Consider the following 18,945-nt stretch of genomic DNA (forward strand, 5'->3'; position numbering starts at 1 on the left):
CCTGCCCAGGCCCCCGTCCAGGCCCCCGGCCCGGTGAACGGCTCCTGATGGCGGGCGGCCGGAAGTGAGCGTGGAGTCGGCCGACGTTCCGCTGCACCGCGCCTTCGTGTCGGTCCTCGGCGCTGAACGGCCCGTGGGCGCCGGGGTGTTGATCGGCCCACGCCGGGTGCTGACCTGTGCGCACGTCGTGAACAGCGCGCTGGGCCGGGACCGCTTCGACCCGGCGCTGCCCGCCTGGGCGCGCACTGTCGAGCTGCGGCTGCCGCACGTCGACCGCGAACGACGCATCACCGCCCGCGTGGTGGCGGACCTGTGGCGGCCGCCCCGGTCCCGGCCGGACCCCGCACAGGCCGCGCCACCGCGGGCCGGCGCGCTGCCCTACTACGGCGATCTGGCCGTCCTCGAACTCGACTCCGACGCCCCGCCGGGTGCCGACCCGGCCCCGTTCCACCCCCAGCGGGACGGCAACGAGGTCGTGGCGCAGTGGGCCAGCGGGCATGCACTGACCACGCTGCGGGCGGTTCCGCGGGTCTCCGCCCACCCCTGGACCGCGCTTGACGTACTGGGCGGCAGCGTCGCGGACGGATTCAGCGGCGGGCCGCTGTGGGACCGGGAGCGGCAGGCGGTCGTCGGCGTGATCGTCGCCGCGCACGACGCGGCGGGCCACACCTCGGCACCGGCGGACCCGACGGAACCCGCGGCCGGCACGGCGCGCGAGCGGCGCGCGTCCGCGACCCTCTACGCGATCGGGCTGACGTCCATCGAGGCCGAACTGCCCGGACTCCCGCCCGTGGCCGTGCCCACGGCCGGACACGGCAGGATCCAACTCCTCGAAAAACTGGAGGAGTTGGTGTCCACCCGGCAGGGCATCAGAGAGTGCGAGGAACGACTCGCCGCACGGCTCGGCCGCAGATCGGCGGGAGCCGCCGCCGATGTCGAAGGGCTGGCCGCGATGGCCATGGGCGTACGGCGCGGCGTCCCCGAACTCCTCGACATCGTGCACGACCACCTCGCCGAGCACCGGCCCGACCACCTCGCCGCGGGCGGCGGCTGGGACGCGCTACTGCGTATCGCCCGCATCGTCAGCCCGCGCGAACGGCTCACGGTGCAGCGGCGGCGCAACCTCAACGCGCTCCTCGCCCACTGCCCGGCCACCGACCCCGGCCGGCTCCTTCGCACCGTACTGCCGTACGCCGAGGGCCTGCCCGCGCCCGTCGATCTCGCGGACGCCACGGACATCCTGGAGGGCTACGAGCCGCCGCAAGGCCGGTCGATGCCTCCGCTGCTGCAGGGCGTCGTCCAGGTCGCGGTACGCGAGCGGGCCACCGGCGGAGCGGCGGCGGACGACCTCGACTCCTGGATACGGAGCACGGCCCGCCGCCTGGGGGTGGCGCCGGAGATCGTCAACGAGTTCCGGGCCGACGCCGCCGCGGCACTCGCCGGTGCGTCGGCGGACCGGCCGGAGGAGGCCGCTCCACCGCGCGTCCAGGTCGAGTTGCTGCCGGTCGGCCACGGGCGGCTGTTCACGTACCAGATCTGGGTGTGGAACGCGCACGGCAGGCACGAGATCGTCCGCACCCAGGACTCCGAAGTGCCCAGCGGGCAGGTCGTCGCGGACATCCGGGAGGTGATGCGCACCGAGGTGGACGCGCACCCGCAGAACGCCCGGCTCGAGTTCTTCGTGGCGCCCGCCTGGCTGCGCCTCGACGTGGACGCCTGGCGGTTCCCGCCGGAGCCCGACGACGCCGAGTACTTCCCCGGCGTCAGCCTGCATGTGATGCTGCGCAGTTCGGAGCGGACCAGGGAGACGCACGCGGGCTGGCGGCGGCGCAGCAAGGCCCTCGCGACCGCCCCACGGCTGCTGCTCGACGAGGGCTGCCCCGACCCCGGCGTCGCCATGGCCCGCCTGGAGGTCAGCCGGGACAGCGGGATCGTCGTCGTGCGCGGGGACCATAAACGGCAGGGCTGGCTGCTTCGCCAGTGCCTGCAGGCCGGGGTGCACACCGTCCTCTGGCACCGCGAGGACCGCGAGGACCCCGAGGCGCGGCAGGCCGCGGACCTCCTTGCGCTCGTCGCCGACCTGGACCCCACTCACATTCCCGAGGCCGTACGGGCCGAGCGGGCCAAGGCCCGCGCCGAACCGGACTGCGTCACCCACCACGGCCGCGGCCTCGCGCTGCTGCACGACGGACCCGAGCACCGCCCGCCGCCGCTCGCGCCCGACTCCTGGGACCTCACCCAGCCATGACCCCATCCGGCCACCGTAGCGACGAGGAGACGCCGCCCGTGCCGCACTCACATCCCGCAGAAGCCGATAGTCCGGGGCCGGCCCCCGAGCACTGGTGGGCGTTCCGCGGCCCGGCCGCACTGCCCGAGCCGCCGCCCTGGCGCCGCTTCCCCTCCACCCAGCGCACCCGGCCGCAGCACTACCTCATGGACGCCGACGAGATCGCCGTGGTCAACGCGGCCCTCCAACTGCGCCGCCCGCTCCTCGTGACGGGCCGTCCGGGCACCGGCAAGAGCTCCCTCGCCCGCGCCGTCGCCGACGACCTGGGGCTCGGCGAGGTACTGCGCTGGCCGGTGAACAGCCGCTCGACACTGGCGGACGCCCTCTACCGGTACGACGCGGTGGGGCGGCTCCGTGAAGCCTCACTGCAGCGGGAGCGGGAGCCGCTGCGGGGCTCCGCACGCCGGCTCAAGCGGCGCACCGGGAACACCTCCGACATCGGGAACTATCTCCGCCTCGGCCCACTCGGCACCGCGCTCGCCGCCACCGCTCAGCCGCGCGTCCTGCTCATCGACGAGCTCGACAAGTCCGACATCGACCTGCCGAACGACCTCCTCGTGGTCCTTGAGGAGGGCGAGTTCGAGATCCCCGAGCTCGCCCGGCTGCCCGAACACCAGCAGACCACCGATGTACTCGTCACCGGCAGCCGCGACCGGATCCGCGTCCAGCGCGGTGTGGTGTCCTGCACGCACTTCCCGATCGTGGTGATGACGAGCAACGGCGAACGGGAGTTCCCGCCCGCGTTCCTGCGCCGCTGCGTACGGCTCGACCTGCGCGACCCCGACGAGGAGAAGCTGCGCGACATCGTCCGGCACAACCTCGGCGAGGAGGCGCTCGCTCAGGCCGACGACCTGATCGAGACGTTCCTGAGCCGCCAGGCAGTGCAGAGCCAGGCGACCGACCAGTTGCTCGCGGCGGTCCATCTGCGGGTCACCGGCGCCGACTTGAGCCGCGACGAACTCCTGGGCGCGGTCATGCACCGGTTGGACGAAGCGTTCCCCGCATGATCGAGCGGCTGCGGGACGCGTTGAACGGCATGGGGTACGACCTCGGCGGCCCTGAACTCCTCGACGTGCTGTGGCTGGCCCAGGCGATGGCCGCCGCCGAACCGCCCGTGGCCGCCCCGCCCGACGTACCCCCGACACCTCAGGAGGAGCAGCCGGCCACTCAGGCCCCGCCCCTCGACGGGCCCACGCCCCCGGCCGACCCGCCGGACACCGCCGAGCCGGAGCCGCGTTCACCCGCCGCTCCCGAGCCGGCCGGCGACAGCGTCCTGCGCCACCGCCTGTTCGGCGCCGCCGCTCCCGCTCCCCGTACCGCGTCCGGGCCGCAGGCCCGCGCCGTCCGCGCACCGGGGCCACGCGCGCTGCCCGGACTGCACGGTCTGGCACGGTCCCTGCGCCCACTGCGGAACTTCCGCCCGCACCGGTTCCGTACGGTGGTCGACATCGAGGCGACCGTGCGGCTCACGGCCGAATCAGGTGTGCACGACGTGGTCGACCGCCCGGCACAGGAACTCCGGCACACGGCCGTACTCCTCGTCGACGGCTCCGCGTCGATGCGCGTGTGGCAGCCGCTCGTACGGGACGTGCGCCGACTCCTCGAACGGGGCGGCGTGTTCCGCGCGGTGCACCTGCGGCGGATCGACCCGCGTGCCGGGTGGCGTGCGGCGGCCGTGCCGCGTACGGAGTCCCCCGTCACGTTCCTGCTGACCGACGGGGTCGACGAGGCCTGGCGCGGAGCGGTGGGCCACCGGCGGCTGCGGGCGATGCAGCGCAACGGCCCGCTGGTGGTGCTCTCCCCGCTGCCGCGCCGACTCTGGCGCGGCACGGCCTTCGACGCGCAGCCCCAACTCCTGGTCGCACAGCGGCCGTTCGCGACCGACGCGGAACTCGGCATCCTCGACCCCCTAGACCTCGGCCGGGCCGAACACCTCCCGGACACGGTCCCGGTTCCGGTCGTCGGGCTCTCCCGCACCGCACTCGGCACCTGGTCCCGGCTCCTCACGAGGCCCGGCGTACCGCACCTGATGGACACGGTGCTGGTGGGCGCGGGCCCGGCGGCGGGCGTGGGCCCGGCGGCGGGCGCGCCCGCGACCGTCGCGCCGGTGCCGGACGGGGCGCGGTCGGCGGAGCAACTCCTCGACCGCTTCCGGGCCTCCTTCTCCCCGGAGGCGTACCGCCTCGCCGTACGGCTCTCCGCGATCCGCCCGCTGAACACCCCGGTGATCCAGCTGGTGCGGCTCGCCACCCTGCCCGGGTCCACGTCGAGCGCCGTCGCCGAAGTCCTGCTCGGCGAACTCCTCGAACCCCTCGCCGACGGCCGTGCGACGGAGCTGGGACTCCCCGCGTCCCTCGGCGGCGGAGACCTCCACTACGACTTCAAGCCCGGCCTCCGCGACCTCCTCGCGGGCGGCCTCAGCACCGAGCAGAGCATCCAGACCGTCGCGGCGGTCGGCCGCGCCCTCGAACCCCACCTGGGCCGCATGCCGGACTTCGCCGCGCTCCTGGCCGACCCCGCGGGCACCGCGCGCCTCCCGGCCGGGACCACACCGTTCGCGGAACTCGTCAGCCCTGTCCTCGACCGCCTTTACGGCGGGGCGGGTGTCACGGGCGGCGGCGGCCCCTTCGCCATGGCGGGGCGCGGCGAATCGCCCGCCGCCACCGCGCCCGAGGCAACGCCGGGACCGGTGCGGTTCAGCGTGTTCGGACCGGAACTGGCCTGGCGCGGCGACACCCCGTTCGACCTGGGCAAGCCCCAGCAGCGCGCGGTGTTCGCGGCGTTGCTGCTGCGGGCCGGCCACAGCGTGACGCGGGAGGAGCTGCTCGACGGGGTGTGGGGCGACTCCGCCCCGGAATCCGCACACCACACCTTGCGCCACCACGTGTCCCGACTGCGCGATCTGCTGCGCTCGACCGGATACGACATCGACATCGACAGCCCGGCCCGCAGCTACCGACTGCACACCCAACTCCCGGACGCGGCCTTCCCGTTGGACCTGCACGCCGCCGAGAAGCTGCACACGCGGGCCAAGGCCACGCAGGCCGACGGGGACCGCTTAGCCGCGCGCCGACTCCTGGCCGAGGCACTGGAACAGCTGCCCGGCGAACCACTCGACGGACTGCCGGGTCCGTACGCCGAAGCGCAGCGCGCCCGGCTGAACGACTGGCGCCTCACCCTGCTCGAAGCCCGGATCGAACTCGACCTGGAACTCGGCGCACATGAGGCCCTCGAACCGGAGCTGTCCGCCCTGGCCCGGGAGCATCCCTTCCGTGAGCGGATCCGCGCCTGGCTCATGGTGGCGCTCTACCGCCTCGGCCGCCCGGCCGAGGCGCTGGCCGTGTACGCGGACACGCGGCGCCTGCTCACCCACGAACTCGGCCTCGACCCGGGCGCCGAACTGGTCGAGCTGCACCAGCGCATCCTTCAGGCAGCCCCCGCCGACACGCTGCTGACCAGCCGTCACATCCCGGCGCAGACACGGCAACCCGATCAACCCGACCAGATCGGACCACCCTGGCCCCCCACCGAAGGCACGTACTTCTGTGTGCTCGGCCCCGTCCGCGCCCTGCGCGAAACCGAGCCCTTGGCCACCGGTTCTCCCCAACAGCGCGCCCTGCTGGCCGCGTTGCTCCTGCGCGACGGCCGGACCGCCACGGCCCCCGAGCTGATCGACGCGATCTGGGGTGACGAACCGCCTCAGCAGGCCCTCGCGGCGATCCGCACGTACGCCTCCCGGCTGCGCAAGGCTCTGGGGCCCGACGTACTGATCTCCGAAGCCGGAGGGTACGCCGTGCGGACCGGGCGAGGGGGGCTCGACCTGCACGTCGTGGAGGACCTGGCGGCGGCGTCGGAGCGGGCACGGGAAGCCGGCGACCTGCCGACGGCCCGCAGACTGCTCGGACGGGCGCTGAGCCTCTGGGACGGCGAGCCGTTGACGGGGCTTCCAGGGCCGTACGCCGAGGTGCAGTGGTCCCGCCTGACGGACTGGCACCTGGAGCTCACCGAGACACATGTCGACATGGACCTGGAGTCGGGCGAACACGCCGAAGCGGCATCGAGGCTCACCGCGCTCACCGCCGCGCACCCGCTGCGCGAGCGGCTGCGCGAGCAGTTGATGCTCGCGCTGTACCGCTCGGGCCGCCAGGCCGAGGCCCTCGCCGTGTACGCGGACATCCGCAGGCTGCTCTCCGACGAGCTGGGCGTCGACCCGAGCCCCGGCCTCTCCGAGCTCCAGCAGCAGATTCTCCGTGCCGACGCATCCCTTGACGCGGCCTTGCCCCAGGAGTCCCCGCGGCCCGAGGAACCGCTTCGCCCTCAGCAACTTCCCGCAAGGGTCCCGGACTTCACCGGGCGCGCCTCCTTCGTGACGGAACTGAGCGAGTTCCTGTCCTCCGCCGAGGGCCGCGTCATGGCGGTCTCCGCGCTCGCGGGCATGGGCGGTGTCGGCAAGACCACCCTCGCCGTGCATGTCGCGCACGCCACCGGCGTCCACTTCCCGGACGGCCAGCTCTACGTCGACCTTCAGGGCGCGGGCGCGCGCCCCGCCGAACCGGAGGCCGTACTCGGCTCGTTCCTCAGGGCACTCGGCGCACCCCCGTCCACTGTTCCGCCCTTGCTGGACGAGCGGGCGGCCCTGTACCGCCAACTCCTCCACGGCCGCCGCGTCCTCGTCCTGTTGGACAACGCCCGCGACGCCGCCCAGGTCAGGCCCCTGCTTCCGGGTACGGATGGGTGCGCGGCGCTGATCACGTCCCGGATGCGGATGGTGGACCTGGCCGGTGCGCACCTCGTCGACCTGGACGTGATGTCGCCGGAGGAAGCGCTTCAGCTGTTCATCCGGATCGTCGGCGAGGAGCGCGTCGCGTCCGAGCGTGAGGCCGCCCTCGACGTGGTCGCGGCCTGCGGGTTCCTGCCTCTCGCCATCCGCATCGCGGCGTCCCGGCTCGCCTCCCGGCGTACGTGGACGGTCTCGGTGCTCGCCGCGAAGCTTGCCGACGAGCGCCGTCGCCTGGACGAGCTGCAGGCCGGTGACCTGGCCGTCAAGGCCACCTTCGAGCTGGGGTACGGCCAGTTGGAGCCCGCGCAGGCCCGCGCGTTCCGGCTGCTCGGGCTCGCCGACGGGCCCGACATGTCGCTCGCCGCGGCCGCCGCGATGCTCGACCTGCCGGTGGAGGACACCGAAGACCTCCTCGAAGCCCTCGTGGACACCTCCCTTCTGGAATCCGCCGCACCCGGCCGCTACCGCTTCGCCACTCTCGTACGGCTCTACGCCCGCGCCGCGGCCGAACGAGACGAACAGCCGCCCAGCGAGCGGGAGTCGGCGCTGTCGCGGCTCCTGGACTTCTACCTGGCGACCGCCGTGGGCGTGTACGCGCTGGAACGACCGGGCGCGCGACTGGTCGATCACCTGGAACCGACGGAACGCCGGGGTCTGCGCTTCGACGACGTGCGCGATGCGCGGCGGTGGCTCCACGCCGAGGCGGCGTGCCTGTTCGCCTGCATGCGCCAGTCGCACCGCCCGGCCTTCCTGCGCCGCGCGGTCGACCTGCTGTGGATCGCCCGCGACCTGGGCGAGTCCGGCGCGTTCTTCGCCACGTACGAAGAGACCGCGCAGCTTCTGCTCGACGCCGCCGAGGCACAGGGCGACGCACGCGCGACCGCCCGCGCCGCACTGGTGCTGTGCGAGACGGGGCTCCTCTCCGGCCGGTTCGACGCCGTCGAGGAGCGGACGGGCCAGGTGCTGGCGGCAGCCCGGGAGGCCGACGACGGGCAGGTCGTGTGCGAACTGGCCTTCCTGCGCGGCACGGTGGCGGTGAACCAGGAGCGGCAGGAGCAAGCGATGGCGCACTTCGAGGTGGCGCTCAACGGATTCCGGTCCTTCGGCGATGTTCCGGGACAGGGGAGCGTGCTGTCCGTCCAGTCGCGCGCCCTGCTCGGTCTTGGGGACATCGAGGGCGCGCTGGAACTGGCCGAGGCGTCCGTCGGACTCTTCGACGGCGCCGGGCTCTCGATGCGTGCCGCCGACGCCCGCTACTCGCTGGGACTCATACACACGGAAGCCGGGCGGTACGAGGAGGCCAGTCGCGTCCTGAACGAGGCGCGGTCCGTCTTCAAGGACGCCGGACAGCAGTTCTGGGAAGGGCACACCTGCCTGCGCCTGGCGCAGGTCGAGCTGGCGGACGACCACCCCGCCGAGGCCGCCGCCTACGCGGAACAGGCACTCGGTCTGGTGGACGACCTGATAGGCCCGTGGCGGCGCGGCCAGGTCCTCACGGTCCTTGGCCGGGCCCTCTCCGCCCTGGGCCAGACCGACCGCGCCCGGGTGTGCTGGCAGGAGGCACTCGACCTCTTCGAGCAGCGCGGGTCCTCCGGGTCCACCGGGTCCGCCGAGGCCGATGCGGTGCGCGGGCTCCTCGAAGTCCCGACGGGGTGACGCCGCGCGGCCGCCCGCGTCCCGCCGCCGGGGAATACTCAAGCCCCGCTCGGCCTTGGACGCACCATGACCGCAGCACACCTCACCTCCTCCCCGCACGCCCCGGCACCCGCCGCCGCGCATCCCCTCGATCAGCCCGCCATGGCCGCGCTCACCGGGCCGCAGGCGGGGTTCGCCGAGTGGCAGGGGCGGGTGGCGCGGTTTCCCGCGGACGTGGCGCCGTGGCTGGCGTTGCCCGCGGAGCCGGAGCAGCGGGACTGGGCGGATCTCGCCGCGCTCGTCGGGCCGGGCGGTGAGTTCGCGCTCGCCGCGACGACCGAGGTGACGGGGCCCGAAGGCTGGGCCGAGACGTTCCGCGTGCCCGGTGTCCAGCTCGTCGACGACGGGGTGCGGGCCCGCCCCGACGAGGAGGCCGTACCGCTCGGCCCCGACGACGTCCCGGAGATGCTGGACCTCGTCGGCCGCACCCGCCCCGGACCGTTCATGAAGCGCACCGTCGAGCTCGGCGGGTACGTGGGCATCCGGCGCGGCGGCGCGCTCGTCGCGATGGCGGGGGAGCGGCTGCGGCCCACCGGGTACGCCGAGATCAGCGGCGTCTGCACCGACGCCGCGTACCGGGGCCAGGGGCTCGGCGGCCGACTCGTACTCGCTGTGGCGGCGGGCATCCGGGAGCGTGGCGAGGTCCCGTTCCTGCACACCGGCGCCGACAACACGGGCGCCATCCGGCTCTACGAAGCCCTCGGTTTCCGGCTCCGCCGCCACGTGTCGTTCTTCGGCCTGCGGGTGCCGACGGACGCGTAGGGCGGCACGGCGTCCGGTCGGGGCGGAGGCGGTCGGTGGCCGTCGGCGGCGGTCGGTGGTGGTCCGGCGCGGTCGACGGGCGAGTGTCAGTGCCGGGTGTCACGCTGAAAGCCACCCACTCGGCACGGACACTCTGCACGGAAGGATCCATCGCTGTGATCACCACCGACTTCGCCCCCGGCGCCCCCTGTTTCCTCGACCTCGGAGCCCCCGACGTCCCCGCCGCCGCTGCCTTCTACGGCACCGTGCTCGGCTGGGAGTTCGAGGCCATGACCGGCGAAGGGCCGGATGGGCAGGAGATGGAAGGCGGCATGTTCCGCAGCGACGGAAAGCTGGTCGCCGGGCTCGGCAAGCTCACCGAGGAGGGCGCGCGCCCCGCCTGGATGATCTACTTCAACGTCCCCGACGCGGACGCCGCGGCCAAGGCTGTCACCCAGGCCGGCGGCACCGTCCGGGTCGCGCCGATGGACCTCGGCGACTGGGGTCGCATGGCGCAGTTCAGCGACCCGCTGGGCGGCCAGTTCGCCATCTGGCAGCCGGGCAAGGACTCGGGCGTCGAGAAGGTCGACGAGCCGGGCTCGCTGTCCTGGACGGAGCTCTACACGACCGACGCAGCGGCCGCGAAGGAGTTCTACGGCCCGCTCCTCGGCTGGCAGTTCAGCGACATGGAACTGCCCGGCGGCGGAGGTACGTACACGCTGATCACCCCGACCGGCCTCCCCGAGGACCGTATGCAGGGCGGCGTCATGCAGCTGCCCCCGGAGCACCTCGCCCTCGCGAACGGCCGGCCGTACTGGCACCCGGTCTTCAACGTCACCGACTGCGACGCCGCGGTCGCCAAGGTCACCCAGAACGGCGGCAGCCTGCAGATGGGCCCCGAGGACGCGGAGGGCGTCGGCCGGCTCGCGGTCTGCGTCGACCCGTCCGGCGCGGACTTCGTCGTACTCACCCCGGCACCGGCCCCGGCCTGAGCGCACAACCGTCCCGGTCAGGGGGCTGGACCGTCCCGGTCCGGCCCCCTGACCGGTTCCTCGGGCCTCAGCCCGCCGCGTCCGCCGTATCCGCCGAGTCCCCCGCGTCCGCCGTCTCGTCCTCCCGCGCCACCGTGTCGTTGTAGCGCAGCAGATACGCCGCGAACCGCTCCAGGTCCTCCCCGTCCCAGTCCTCGACTCGCGCGGCGAACGCCTTCCGCCTGCTCGCGGCCGCCTGGGCGAGCATCTCGGCGCCCTCCGGGGTCAGGTGCAGGACCTGGATGCGGTGGTCGTCCGGGTCGGTGCGGCGCTCGACGTAACCGAGCCGTTCGAGGCCCGCGATCTGGCGGCTGACCGTCGACTTGTCGAGCAGGTAGTGCGCCGCCAGGTCGGTGGCACGGCAGCCCTGCTGGTCCTCCAGGTGCGCCAGGAGCGTGAAGGAGACGAGCGAGAGCTCCGGGTGGGTACGCGCCGCGCTCGCCCTGGCCCGGCGGGCGAACGCCGTCATCTCCCGCTGGATCACCGTCAGTGCCTCGGCCCTGCTGTACGCCATCGTCCTGGTCCTCGTCCGGTCCGTTGAGGCATCTCCGTGGCCCATGAAAGGCCGCGTTTGTCCTCGCGCATTATTAGTTGTACAGTACAACGTAGTTCAAGAGTTGTAAAACACAACTATAGGAAGCGGGCCATGAGCGGAACACATCGTCAGGACGCGGCGGCGGGTGCGCGCACCCCGGAGCGCGCCTCCATGGGGGACAGGCTCTGGGGCCCGACGCCGCCGGGTGCGCTGCGCCACGTCCTGGTGCACCTGCTCACGCCGCTCCTGATGTGTCTCGGCATGGGCCTCGCCTACCTCGGCGCCTTCGCCACCCCCGAGCCGCACCACATGCCGGTCGCCGTCGTCGGCGCCGGTCCCGAGGCCAAGGTGCTCGCGCAGACCCTGCACGACAAGGCGGGCGACGGCCTCGACGTACGCACCGTGGCGAACCGCGCCGCGGCCGTCGACGACCTCAAGTCCCGTGCGGTGAGCGGCGCTTACGTCATGGACGGCCGGAGCCCCGAACTGCTCGTGGCCACCGCGGGCTCCGACACCAGCGCCTCCGCCGTGGAGAAGGTGTTCACCAAGGTCGCCGACGCGCAGGGCACACCGCTGAAGGTCACCGACGTGACCCGCCCCGCCTCCGGCGACCCCACGGGCCAGGGCATCTTCTTCCTGCTTGTCGCGCTGAGCATCGGCTCGTACGCCTCCGTCGCGGTGCTCGGAGCCGCCGGTTCCGTGCTGCCCATGCGGGTACGCGCACTGCTCGTCGCCGGTACGTCCTTCGTGGTCAGCCTGATCGGCGCGGCCTTCGCGGGCCCGGTGTTCCATCTGGTCGACCAGCACATGTGGGGTGTCTGGGCGATGTCGTGGCTGTATTCGGCGGGCATCCTGTTCATCGGCGTCGGGCTGCACACCTTCCTGAAGCGGTGGACCACGCTCGGCCTGATGGTGCTGTTCGTGATGCTCAACTTCACCAGTTCCGGCGGGATCTTCCGGCCCGAGCTGCAGAACGGCTTCTTCGGCGCGCTGCACGCCTTCTGGAACGGCTCCGGATTCGTCGAGGGCGTCCGCGACCTCGTGTACTTCGGCGGCCACGACCTGGCCCGCAACGTCTGGATCCTGGCGGCTTGGCTCGCCGCCGGCCTGGTCCTGATGGCCGTCGCGGGGCTCACCGAACGCAGGCGGAACGCGATTGCCGTAACCGCAGGTCCCGTAACGGCCGCTCCCGCAACCGCCGCCCCGGCGGAGGGGGAGTCGGAGGAGGAGATGGAGGAGGCCGTGGGCGTCTGACCCTCGTCCCTGCGCGGCCCCTGCTGACGTGCGTGGGCCCGGCCGTTCCCGCGGCCGGGCCCACGCGCGCTGTCGTCTTCAAGCAGGGGTACGCCTCACTCCTTGCGGTAGCCGTACGCCTCACCGGCAGCCGCGGCCACCGCGTCGAGGTCGCCGCCCGCCGAGGCTGTCACCACCGCCGCGACCGCGCCCTCGACGAACGGGGCGTCCACCAGGCGTGCCCCGTCGGGCAGTTCGTCGCCCTCGGCGAGCAGCGCCTTCACGGTGAGCACCGCACTGCCCAGGTCGACCAGTACGGCGACGCCTGCGCCCCGGTCCACCGAGTGCGCCGCGCCGGAGATCAGCTCCGCACTCGTACCGAGACCGCCGTCCTCCGTACCGCCCGCAGCGGCGATCGGAGCCGTGCCGCCGCCACCGGCGAGGCCGGTCGCGAGGTCCGCGACCGCCGTGGCCACCGCCGCGCTGTGCGAGACCAGGACGATGCCGACCCGCTGGGTGTCGTCGCTCATCGCGTGGCCTCCGCGGTCTCGGCCAGTGCGGCGAACAGCAGGGCCGATGAGGTGGCGCCCGGATCCTGGTGGCCGATGCTGCGCTCGCCCAGGTAGCTGGCCCGGCCCTTGCGCGCCTGCAACGGAATCGTCGCCTCCGCGCCCTGCTCGGCGGCGTCACGCGCCGCGTCGAACGACGTCGACAGCGCGTCGACAGCCGGGACGAGCGCGTCCACCATCGTCTTGTCTCCGGGCGTGGCGCCGCCGAGCTTCGTCACGGCGTCCACCCCGGCCCGTAGCGCCTGGGCCAGCTCCTCGCGGGACACCTCGGCCCCGTCGCCGAGCGCCTTGCCGGTGGTACGCAGCAACGTTCCGTACAACGGCCCGGACGCACCCCCCACCTTCGAGATCAACTGCCGCCCCGCCAGGACGAGTACGGCACCGGGGTGGTCGGCGTCGCGCGGGGCGAGGGCCTCCGTGACGGCCGCGAAACCGCGCCGCAGGTTGGCGCCGTGGTCCGCGTCACCGATGGCCGAGTCCAGCTCGGTCAGCCGGTCCGCCTCCCGGTCCACGGTCGCGGCGGCCGTGGTGAGCCAGCGGCGGAAGAAGTCGCCGTCGAGCACGTCGAGCACAGGTCCTCCAAGGTGATGTTCGGTGCGTCTGTGTATCCGGTGCGTCCGGTATCTCCGGTGCCTTTCGTCCGCCGCGCCCGCCGCGGGCGCCGCGCGGAGCCGTGCTGCTCATACGCCCCAGCGCAGGGCGGGCGTACGCACCGGGGCGTCCCAAAGGCGCAGCAGCTCCTCGTCGATCTGGCACAGCGTCACGGAGGCGCCCGCCATGTCGAGCGAGGTCACATAGTTGCCGACCAGGACCCGGGCCACGGCCACGTTCCGCTCCGTCAGCGCGCGCTGCACCTCGGCGTGGAATCCGTACAGTTCGAGCAGCGGGGTCGCGCCCATGCCGTTGACGAGCAGCAGCACCGGGTTGCGCGGCCGCAGGTCCTCGACGACGGCGTCCACCGCGAAGTCCGCGATCTCCCCGGAGGTCATCATGGGGCGCCGCTCACGGCCCGGCTCGCCGTGGATGCCGATGCCCAACTCCAGCTCGCCGGGCGGCAGTTCGAAGGTGGGGCTGCCCTTCGCCGGTGTGGTGACCGCGCTCAGGGCCACGCCGAAGCTCCGCGAGTTCTCGTTGACCCGCCGCGCGATCGCCTCCACCCGCTCCAACGGCGCGCCCTCGTCGGCGGCCGCGCCCGCCAGCTTCTCCACGAACAAGGTGGCGCCGGTACCGCGCCGCCCCGCCGTGAACAGGCTGTCCGTCACGGCCACGTCGTCGTCGACGAGCACCTTGGCGACCTGGATGCCCTCGTCCTCGGCGAGCTCGGCGGCCATGTCGAAGTTGAGCACGTCACCGGTGTAGTTCTTCACGACGAACAGCACGCCCTTGCCGCTGTCCACGGCCGCCGCGGCCCGCACCATCTGGTCCGGCACGGGCGAGGTGAACACTTCACCGGGGCACGCCGCGGACAGCATCCCCGGCCCCACGAACCCCCCGTGCAACGGCTCATGCCCGGACCCACCCCCGGAAACCAACGCCACCTTGTCAGCCACGGGCGCGTCCCGCCGCACGATCACCCGGTTCTCGACATCGACCATCAACTCGGGGTGCGCCGCGGCCATCCCTCGCAGGGCGTCGGCTACTACGGTCTCGGGGACGTTGATCAGCATTCTCACGGGTACCTCCGACTGATGTTGGCAAGCAGCTTTTGACGTGCGCTTTTGCTGGTCAGGATGCGGGTGACGGGTTGTGGATCTTGGCGGTTCCTGGCGGTTCCTGGCGGCCCGGGGCGGGCTTCGGCGGGGCTGATGCTGGGTTAATGCCGAGTTTGGTGACGGGATGTCAGGTGACTCTGGGGTCGGCTCGTGAGCCCTCAGTATCGATCGAGTTCGGGCGCGGGTCACGGCTGTGGGCGAGTCCTCTGGAGGTTCATCGCGTCGAACGTGGCGGCGGCTCGCTCGATGGTATAAATTCGAAGTCGAATCGAGTTTTAGAGTCTGGTCTGGCGGCGTGTGCGCACGGCGAGCCGGCGAGCGGCGGTAGAGCGGTGGCCGATCTCTGCGCGGGGCGTCAGGTCGATCGATACAGAGAGTTGGGTGGAATGGCCGCAGCACAGCACATACGTGAGGAGGCCTGCGACGTGGTAGTCATCGGCGCAGGTATGGCGGGGCTGATGGCGGCCACCACCCTTGCCCGTGAGTCCGACGTCGTCGTACTTGAATCGGCGGATCGGCCCGGGGGGCGCGTCGAGACGGTTCGGAAGGGCGATTACTGGATCAACGTCGGCACCCAGTTCACCGAGGGGACCGGGCCGTTGATCGACGCTCTCAATTACCACGACATCGAGATGGGATCGCTTGCCGGAAAGAGCATGGCGCTGGTCCTCAATGGGCGACTGGTCGACATGTCCGACCCGATCGCGCTCATGTTCCGTACGCCGATGAGTTTCATGGACCGGTTCGGCATGGCGATGGTCGGTGCCCGCATTCTCTCGGCGGCCCCGTTCCTGGAGTCGGACAGCCGTATAGCGAAGAAGGTGCGTGCCAAACTCGACCGGCGCCTCGCCTCGTACCTCCTGCGCGGAGTCCGCTCCGAAGTCGCCGAGGCCATGGTCCGTTCGTGGTCGGGGCAGTGGATGGGGTGCGAGCCCGGAGAGACGGCCGCGACCCAGCTTGTGACGTCGATCGGACTCGCCCTGACGGACCCTGCCAAGGTGCCGAATTTCACCCTGCCGGTCGGCGGTAATCAGACGTTGACCGACATTCTTGCCGCCGATCTGGGCGAACGCCTCCGGCTCGAGTCGACCGTCCTGTCTGTCGAACAGAGTGGAGACGGGGTCGTTGTGAACTATGTGCGTGCGGACCGCGCGCTTCGGGTGCGCGCGAAGCGCGCCATCGTCGCGGTTCCCAGCGATATCGCGTTGCGGATCGTTCCGGAACTCCCGCAGACGTACCGCGATGCATTCGACGACATTCGATACGGCCGGTATGTGGTTGTCGGTTTCTTCACCGACGAGGAAGGGCCCCAGCCGTGGGACAAATTCTTCGGCGTTTCCACTCCGCAGCTCTCTTTCCAGGCGATTTTCAACCACGCTGCGGCCGTTCGTAAGGACGATGTGCGGAAGCCGGGTGGTGCACTGGCCTGTTTCGCCGGCGGTGCCACGGCCGACCAATTGTTTGAGCTCTCCGACGAAGAGATCGCCGCTCGGTTCACCAAGGATCTGCTCTCGGTCTACCCGCAGCTCGAAGGCAAACTGGGGGAGGGGATCGTGCGACGGCACCACCGTGTGGTGCCGTTCTGGGCGCCGGGAGGGCGTGCGTCGTTGCCGACCTTGCGGAACCCTCTTGGGCCGATCCATCTGGCAGGCGACTACCAGCTCGACATGCCTTCGCTCGCTGATGCGGCGACGTCGGGTGAGAACGCGGCGAAGGCGGTTCTCGCGAGCCTGAAGTGATTCAAGGGTGCCGCGTACGCGGTCCTCGCCGACGCGATCGCGGGGCCAACTCGCTCACGGCGACGCGGCGTTCGCCGTCAACGTGACCTGCGCGGCCGTGCTGCTGAGCGTCCTCCTGCGCGGCATCGCCCTGGAACGCTCGCCCGATGGTTAGCCCGACGTTCCCGTTCCGAAGCTCCCTCGGCCGTGGAGATCTCCGGACCGTAGGCGTCATCCGGCTCAGCCGGGGAACGTGGTGTCGGACGGCAGACTCTGTTCCGCCCAGATCACCTTGCCCGCACGGCTGTGCCGCGTGCCCCAGCGCTCGGAGAGCTGGGCCACAAGCAGCAGTCCGCGCCCGCCCTCGTCGTTGCTCCGGGCGTGGCGCAGGTGTGGGGCGGTGCTGTTGGCGTCGAAGACCTCGCAGGTCAGCGTGGACTCGTTGATCAGCCGCAGTTGGACCGGGCTCTTGCCGTAGCGGATCGCGTTGGTCACCAGCTCGCTGACGATGAGTTCCGTGGTGAAGGACAGCTCGTCAAGGCCCCAGGCGTCCAGCCTGTCGGATGCGAAGGAGCGGGCGCCGGAGACCGCCGACGGGTCGGAGGGGAGGTCGAGCGTCGCGACGTGGTCCGGGTCAAGCGCCTGGGTTCGCGATACGAGCAGGGCGATGTCGTCGACCGGGCGGTCCGGCAGGAGCGCGGCGAGCAACTGGTCGCAGACCTCGTCCGGCGAGTCGGGTGCGTGGTCGAGGACGTGGAGCAGCATGTCGCGTGCGGTGTCGACGTCGCGCTTACGGCTCTGGATGAGTCCGTCGGTGTAGAGGGTCAGCAGACTTCCCTCCGGAAGCTCCAACTCCACGGTTTCGAAAGGGAGTCCGCCCAGGCCGAGCGGTGGGCCGATCGGCATGTCGGGGAAGGCGGCCGAACGGGCGGCAGCGGCGTCGCGCTCGCCGTCCGGGGGAGTGGCCACAGCCGGCAGGACATGGCCGGCGCTGGCCAGGGAGCACACGCGGGAGACCGGGTCGTAGACCGCGTACAGGCAGGTGGCGCTGGTCTCGCCCGCGTCCTGCCCTTCCTCGTGCTGCAGGCGGATGACCACGTCGTCCAGGTGCGTGAGCAGCTCGTCGGGCATCAGGTCGATGTCGGCGAAGGCACGGACGGCCAGGCGGAGCCGGCCCATGGTGGCGGCGGCGCGCAGACCGCGTCCGACGACGTCACCGACGACGAGCGCGACCCGGGCGCCGGACAGCGGGATCACGTCGTACCAGTCACCGCCCACACCCGCGCGGGATCCGCTGGGCAGGTAGCGGGAGGCGGCGGTGACGGCGGACTGCTCCACCGCGTGCTGCGGCAGCAGGCTGCGCTGGAGGGTGAGAGCGGTGGAGCGCTCGTGTGTGTACCGGCGGGCGTTGTCGATGGAGACCGCTGCTCGGGCCGCGATCTCCTGGGCCAGGAGGAGGTCGTCCTCGTCGAAGGGCGCCGCGCTCCCCGCGCGGAAGAACTGGACGAGGCCCAGGATCTCTCCGCGCGCCAGCAGCGGTAGCAGCAGAGCCGAAGGGAAGCCGCCGGGGCCGTGCTCGCCGCCGCCGCTGTCCGCTTCCGGCGCCCACCCTGCCCAGGATTCGGACTCCGCGAGGTGGTGCCGTGCGGGCATCCCCGTGGCCAGCGCGCGGGCAGGCGCCGCATCCGCCGGGTAGGCGTGCGTCCGGCCCGGCGCGACGGTCAACTCCCCGACATCGGCGCCGAGTTGGGATTGCTGGGCGGTGCGGCGGAGGAGCGGCGGGTCCGAGGGTGGGTACGCGTCCTCGTCGTCGAGCACGGAGACCAGGAGGTCGACGGTGACGAGACCGGCGAAGTCGTCGGTGCAGACATCCGCCAACTCCTGGCTGGTGCGGGTGATGTCGAGCGTGCTCCCGACCCGTCGGCCTGCCTCGTTGGCCAGGAGGAGCCGACGCTGCAGCCGCCGGTCGCGCTCCTCCTGATAGGCGGCGACGACGCGCGCGGAACTGCGGTCCACGTACGCGAAACCCGCCGACATCAGTTGCATGGCCGCGCCGTGGATCAGCTCGGGGTCGCGGGTGAGCCGCGGGACCTCGGCCTGGATGAGCTGGAGCAGGCCGACATGGCCGAGCCGGTAGGCGTGCAGGAGCGTGCTGATCGGCACTCCGTTGCGGGCGAACGCGCGCGCGAGTTCGACGGCCTGGGGCGGTGCCGCGATCTCGGTCGCGTCGAGGCCGCGTTCGAGGAGGTCCAGGAACGCGGTGACGTGACCGGCCGTCTCCTCGGCGACGAGGGCGGCGATGTCCTCGTAGGCCCACGGTTCCGGGAGCTCGCTGCGCATCCGCCGCAGCAGGGCCTCGGCCGACTCGTCCGTCCGCGGTCTGAGCTCTCGGGCCAGACGGCGGAGGAACGCGTCGACATCGGTGCGCATACGGGCATTGTCCGGAGCTGAGCGGACTCCTGCCACCGGATGGCTGCGGCCCGGCCGCTGCGGGGGCCGGTGAACGGGCGCGATCAAGCCTGCGTAAACTCAAACTCGATTCTTTTTCGAGTTCAGGGTTCGCGGGTTCGCGGGTTCGCCCGTCGCGCCCGGCTCGCGCTGCCTGCGTATGCGGCCACCGCGCGCCCGCCTCTCCCCCTGCTTC

13 protein-coding genes and 1 pseudogene are annotated in these 18,945 nt (G+C 72.2%); 9 read left to right on the forward strand and 5 right to left on the reverse strand.

Translation table 11 applies throughout. The features are described from left to right. Positions 1 to 70: 70 nt before the first annotated feature. The 6 genes and pseudogenes from GUY60_RS01710 to GUY60_RS01730 all read left to right on the forward strand — a co-directional run bounded on the left by GUY60_RS01710 (position 71) and on the right by GUY60_RS01730 (position 10,495). Positions 71 to 2,248: a VMAP-C domain-containing protein gene (locus tag GUY60_RS01710; RefSeq protein ID WP_312866146.1), complete on the forward strand. Its 2,178-nt coding sequence runs from the start codon at positions 71 to 73 to the stop codon at positions 2,246 to 2,248. Further along, positions 2,245 to 3,294, forward strand: coding sequence for an AAA family ATPase (locus tag GUY60_RS01715; protein ID WP_161693033.1), 1,050 nt, complete (start codon positions 2,245 to 2,247; stop codon positions 3,292 to 3,294). Before GUY60_RS01710 ends, GUY60_RS01715 begins: the two co-directional genes overlap by 4 nt. A gap of 29 nt (positions 3,295 to 3,323) precedes the next feature. After that, a pseudogene (locus GUY60_RS39435) lies at positions 3,324 to 5,702 on the forward strand (SAV_2336 N-terminal domain-related protein); the annotation flags it as partial. 51 nt (positions 5,703 to 5,753) lie between these two features. Further along, the gene (gene afsR, locus GUY60_RS38705) at positions 5,754 to 8,723 is read left to right on the forward strand and encodes an SARP-family global regulator AfsR (protein ID WP_512700825.1); all 2,970 of its coding nucleotides are present in this window, start codon (positions 5,754 to 5,756) and stop codon (positions 8,721 to 8,723) included. A 66-nt stretch (positions 8,724 to 8,789) separates the two neighbouring features. Continuing rightward, positions 8,790 to 9,524 carry a GNAT family N-acetyltransferase gene (locus GUY60_RS01725; RefSeq protein WP_161693034.1) on the forward strand — a complete coding sequence of 245 codons (735 nt, stop codon included), beginning with the start codon at positions 8,790 to 8,792 and terminating at the stop codon, positions 9,522 to 9,524. Positions 9,525 to 9,679: 155 nt separating this feature from the next. Beyond that, the gene (locus tag GUY60_RS01730; RefSeq protein WP_161693035.1) at positions 9,680 to 10,495 is read left to right on the forward strand and encodes a VOC family protein; all 816 of its coding nucleotides are present in this window, start codon (positions 9,680 to 9,682) and stop codon (positions 10,493 to 10,495) included. 67 nt (positions 10,496 to 10,562) lie between these two features. On the opposite strand, the gene GUY60_RS01735 is transcribed toward GUY60_RS01730, so the two are convergent. Next, positions 10,563 to 11,048, reverse strand: a complete 486-nt coding sequence (locus tag GUY60_RS01735) for a MarR family winged helix-turn-helix transcriptional regulator (RefSeq protein ID WP_161693036.1) — start codon at positions 11,046 to 11,048, stop codon at positions 10,563 to 10,565. Between the two features lie 192 nt (positions 11,049 to 11,240). Between GUY60_RS01735 and GUY60_RS01740 the strand changes: the two genes are divergently transcribed. Next, the gene (locus tag GUY60_RS01740) at positions 11,241 to 12,323 is read left to right on the forward strand and encodes an ABC-2 transporter permease (RefSeq protein WP_161693070.1); all 1,083 of its coding nucleotides are present in this window, start codon (positions 11,241 to 11,243) and stop codon (positions 12,321 to 12,323) included. Positions 12,324 to 12,418: 95 nt separating this feature from the next. On the opposite strand, the gene GUY60_RS01745 is transcribed toward GUY60_RS01740, so the two are convergent. The 3 genes from GUY60_RS01745 to dhaK all read right to left on the reverse strand — a co-directional run bounded on the left by GUY60_RS01745 (position 12,419) and on the right by dhaK (position 14,544). Further along, the gene (locus tag GUY60_RS01745; RefSeq protein ID WP_161693037.1) at positions 12,419 to 12,832 is read right to left on the reverse strand and encodes a PTS-dependent dihydroxyacetone kinase phosphotransferase subunit DhaM; all 414 of its coding nucleotides are present in this window, start codon (positions 12,830 to 12,832) and stop codon (positions 12,419 to 12,421) included. Next, positions 12,829 to 13,434: a dihydroxyacetone kinase subunit DhaL gene (dhaL, locus tag GUY60_RS01750; RefSeq protein ID WP_161693069.1), complete on the reverse strand. Its 606-nt coding sequence runs from the start codon at positions 13,432 to 13,434 to the stop codon at positions 12,829 to 12,831. Before dhaL ends, GUY60_RS01745 begins: the two co-directional genes overlap by 4 nt. Before the next feature lie 117 nt (positions 13,435 to 13,551). Then, positions 13,552 to 14,544 carry a dihydroxyacetone kinase subunit DhaK gene (gene dhaK / locus GUY60_RS01755; RefSeq protein WP_161693038.1) on the reverse strand — a complete coding sequence of 331 codons (993 nt, stop codon included), beginning with the start codon at positions 14,542 to 14,544 and terminating at the stop codon, positions 13,552 to 13,554. A 425-nt stretch (positions 14,545 to 14,969) separates the two neighbouring features. Here dhaK and GUY60_RS01760 point away from each other — a divergent pair, with 425 nt between their 5' ends. Next, positions 14,970 to 16,322: a flavin monoamine oxidase family protein gene (locus tag GUY60_RS01760; RefSeq protein ID WP_161693039.1), complete on the forward strand. Its 1,353-nt coding sequence runs from the start codon at positions 14,970 to 14,972 to the stop codon at positions 16,320 to 16,322. 7 nt (positions 16,323 to 16,329) lie between these two features. Further along, the gene (locus GUY60_RS01765; RefSeq protein WP_161693040.1) at positions 16,330 to 16,476 is read left to right on the forward strand and encodes a hypothetical protein; all 147 of its coding nucleotides are present in this window, start codon (positions 16,330 to 16,332) and stop codon (positions 16,474 to 16,476) included. Positions 16,477 to 16,541: 65 nt separating this feature from the next. Here GUY60_RS01765 and GUY60_RS01770 read toward each other — a convergent pair whose 3' ends face one another. Beyond that, complete coding sequence (locus GUY60_RS01770) at positions 16,542 to 18,731, reverse strand: ATP-binding SpoIIE family protein phosphatase (protein ID WP_161693041.1); 2,190 nt, start codon at positions 18,729 to 18,731, stop codon at positions 16,542 to 16,544. Positions 18,732 to 18,945 lie beyond the last annotated feature (214 nt).

The organism is Streptomyces boluensis, from assembly GCF_009908195.1.
Classification (GTDB): Bacteria; Actinomycetota; Actinomycetes; order Streptomycetales; family Streptomycetaceae; genus Streptomyces; species Streptomyces boluensis.

Excerpts from the sequence above, each read along its gene's own strand:
- GUY60_RS01745 (WP_161693037.1), bottom strand. The coding sequence starts at position 12,832 with ATGAGCGACGACACCCAGCGGGTCGGCATCGTCCTGGTCTCGCACAGC.
- GUY60_RS01740 (WP_161693070.1), top strand. The coding sequence starts at position 11,241 with ATGGGGGACAGGCTCTGGGGCCCGACGCCGCCGGGTGCGCTGCGCCAC.
- GUY60_RS01725 (WP_161693034.1), top strand. The coding sequence starts at position 8,790 with ATGACCGCAGCACACCTCACCTCCTCCCCGCACGCCCCGGCACCCGCC.
- GUY60_RS01715 (WP_161693033.1), top strand. The coding sequence starts at position 2,245 with ATGACCCCATCCGGCCACCGTAGCGACGAGGAGACGCCGCCCGTGCCG.
- GUY60_RS01760 (WP_161693039.1), top strand. The coding sequence starts at position 14,970 with ATGGCCGCAGCACAGCACATACGTGAGGAGGCCTGCGACGTGGTAGTC.
- GUY60_RS01770 (WP_161693041.1), bottom strand. The coding sequence starts at position 18,731 with ATGCGCACCGATGTCGACGCGTTCCTCCGCCGTCTGGCCCGAGAGCTC.
- GUY60_RS01735 (WP_161693036.1), bottom strand. The coding sequence starts at position 11,048 with ATGGCGTACAGCAGGGCCGAGGCACTGACGGTGATCCAGCGGGAGATG.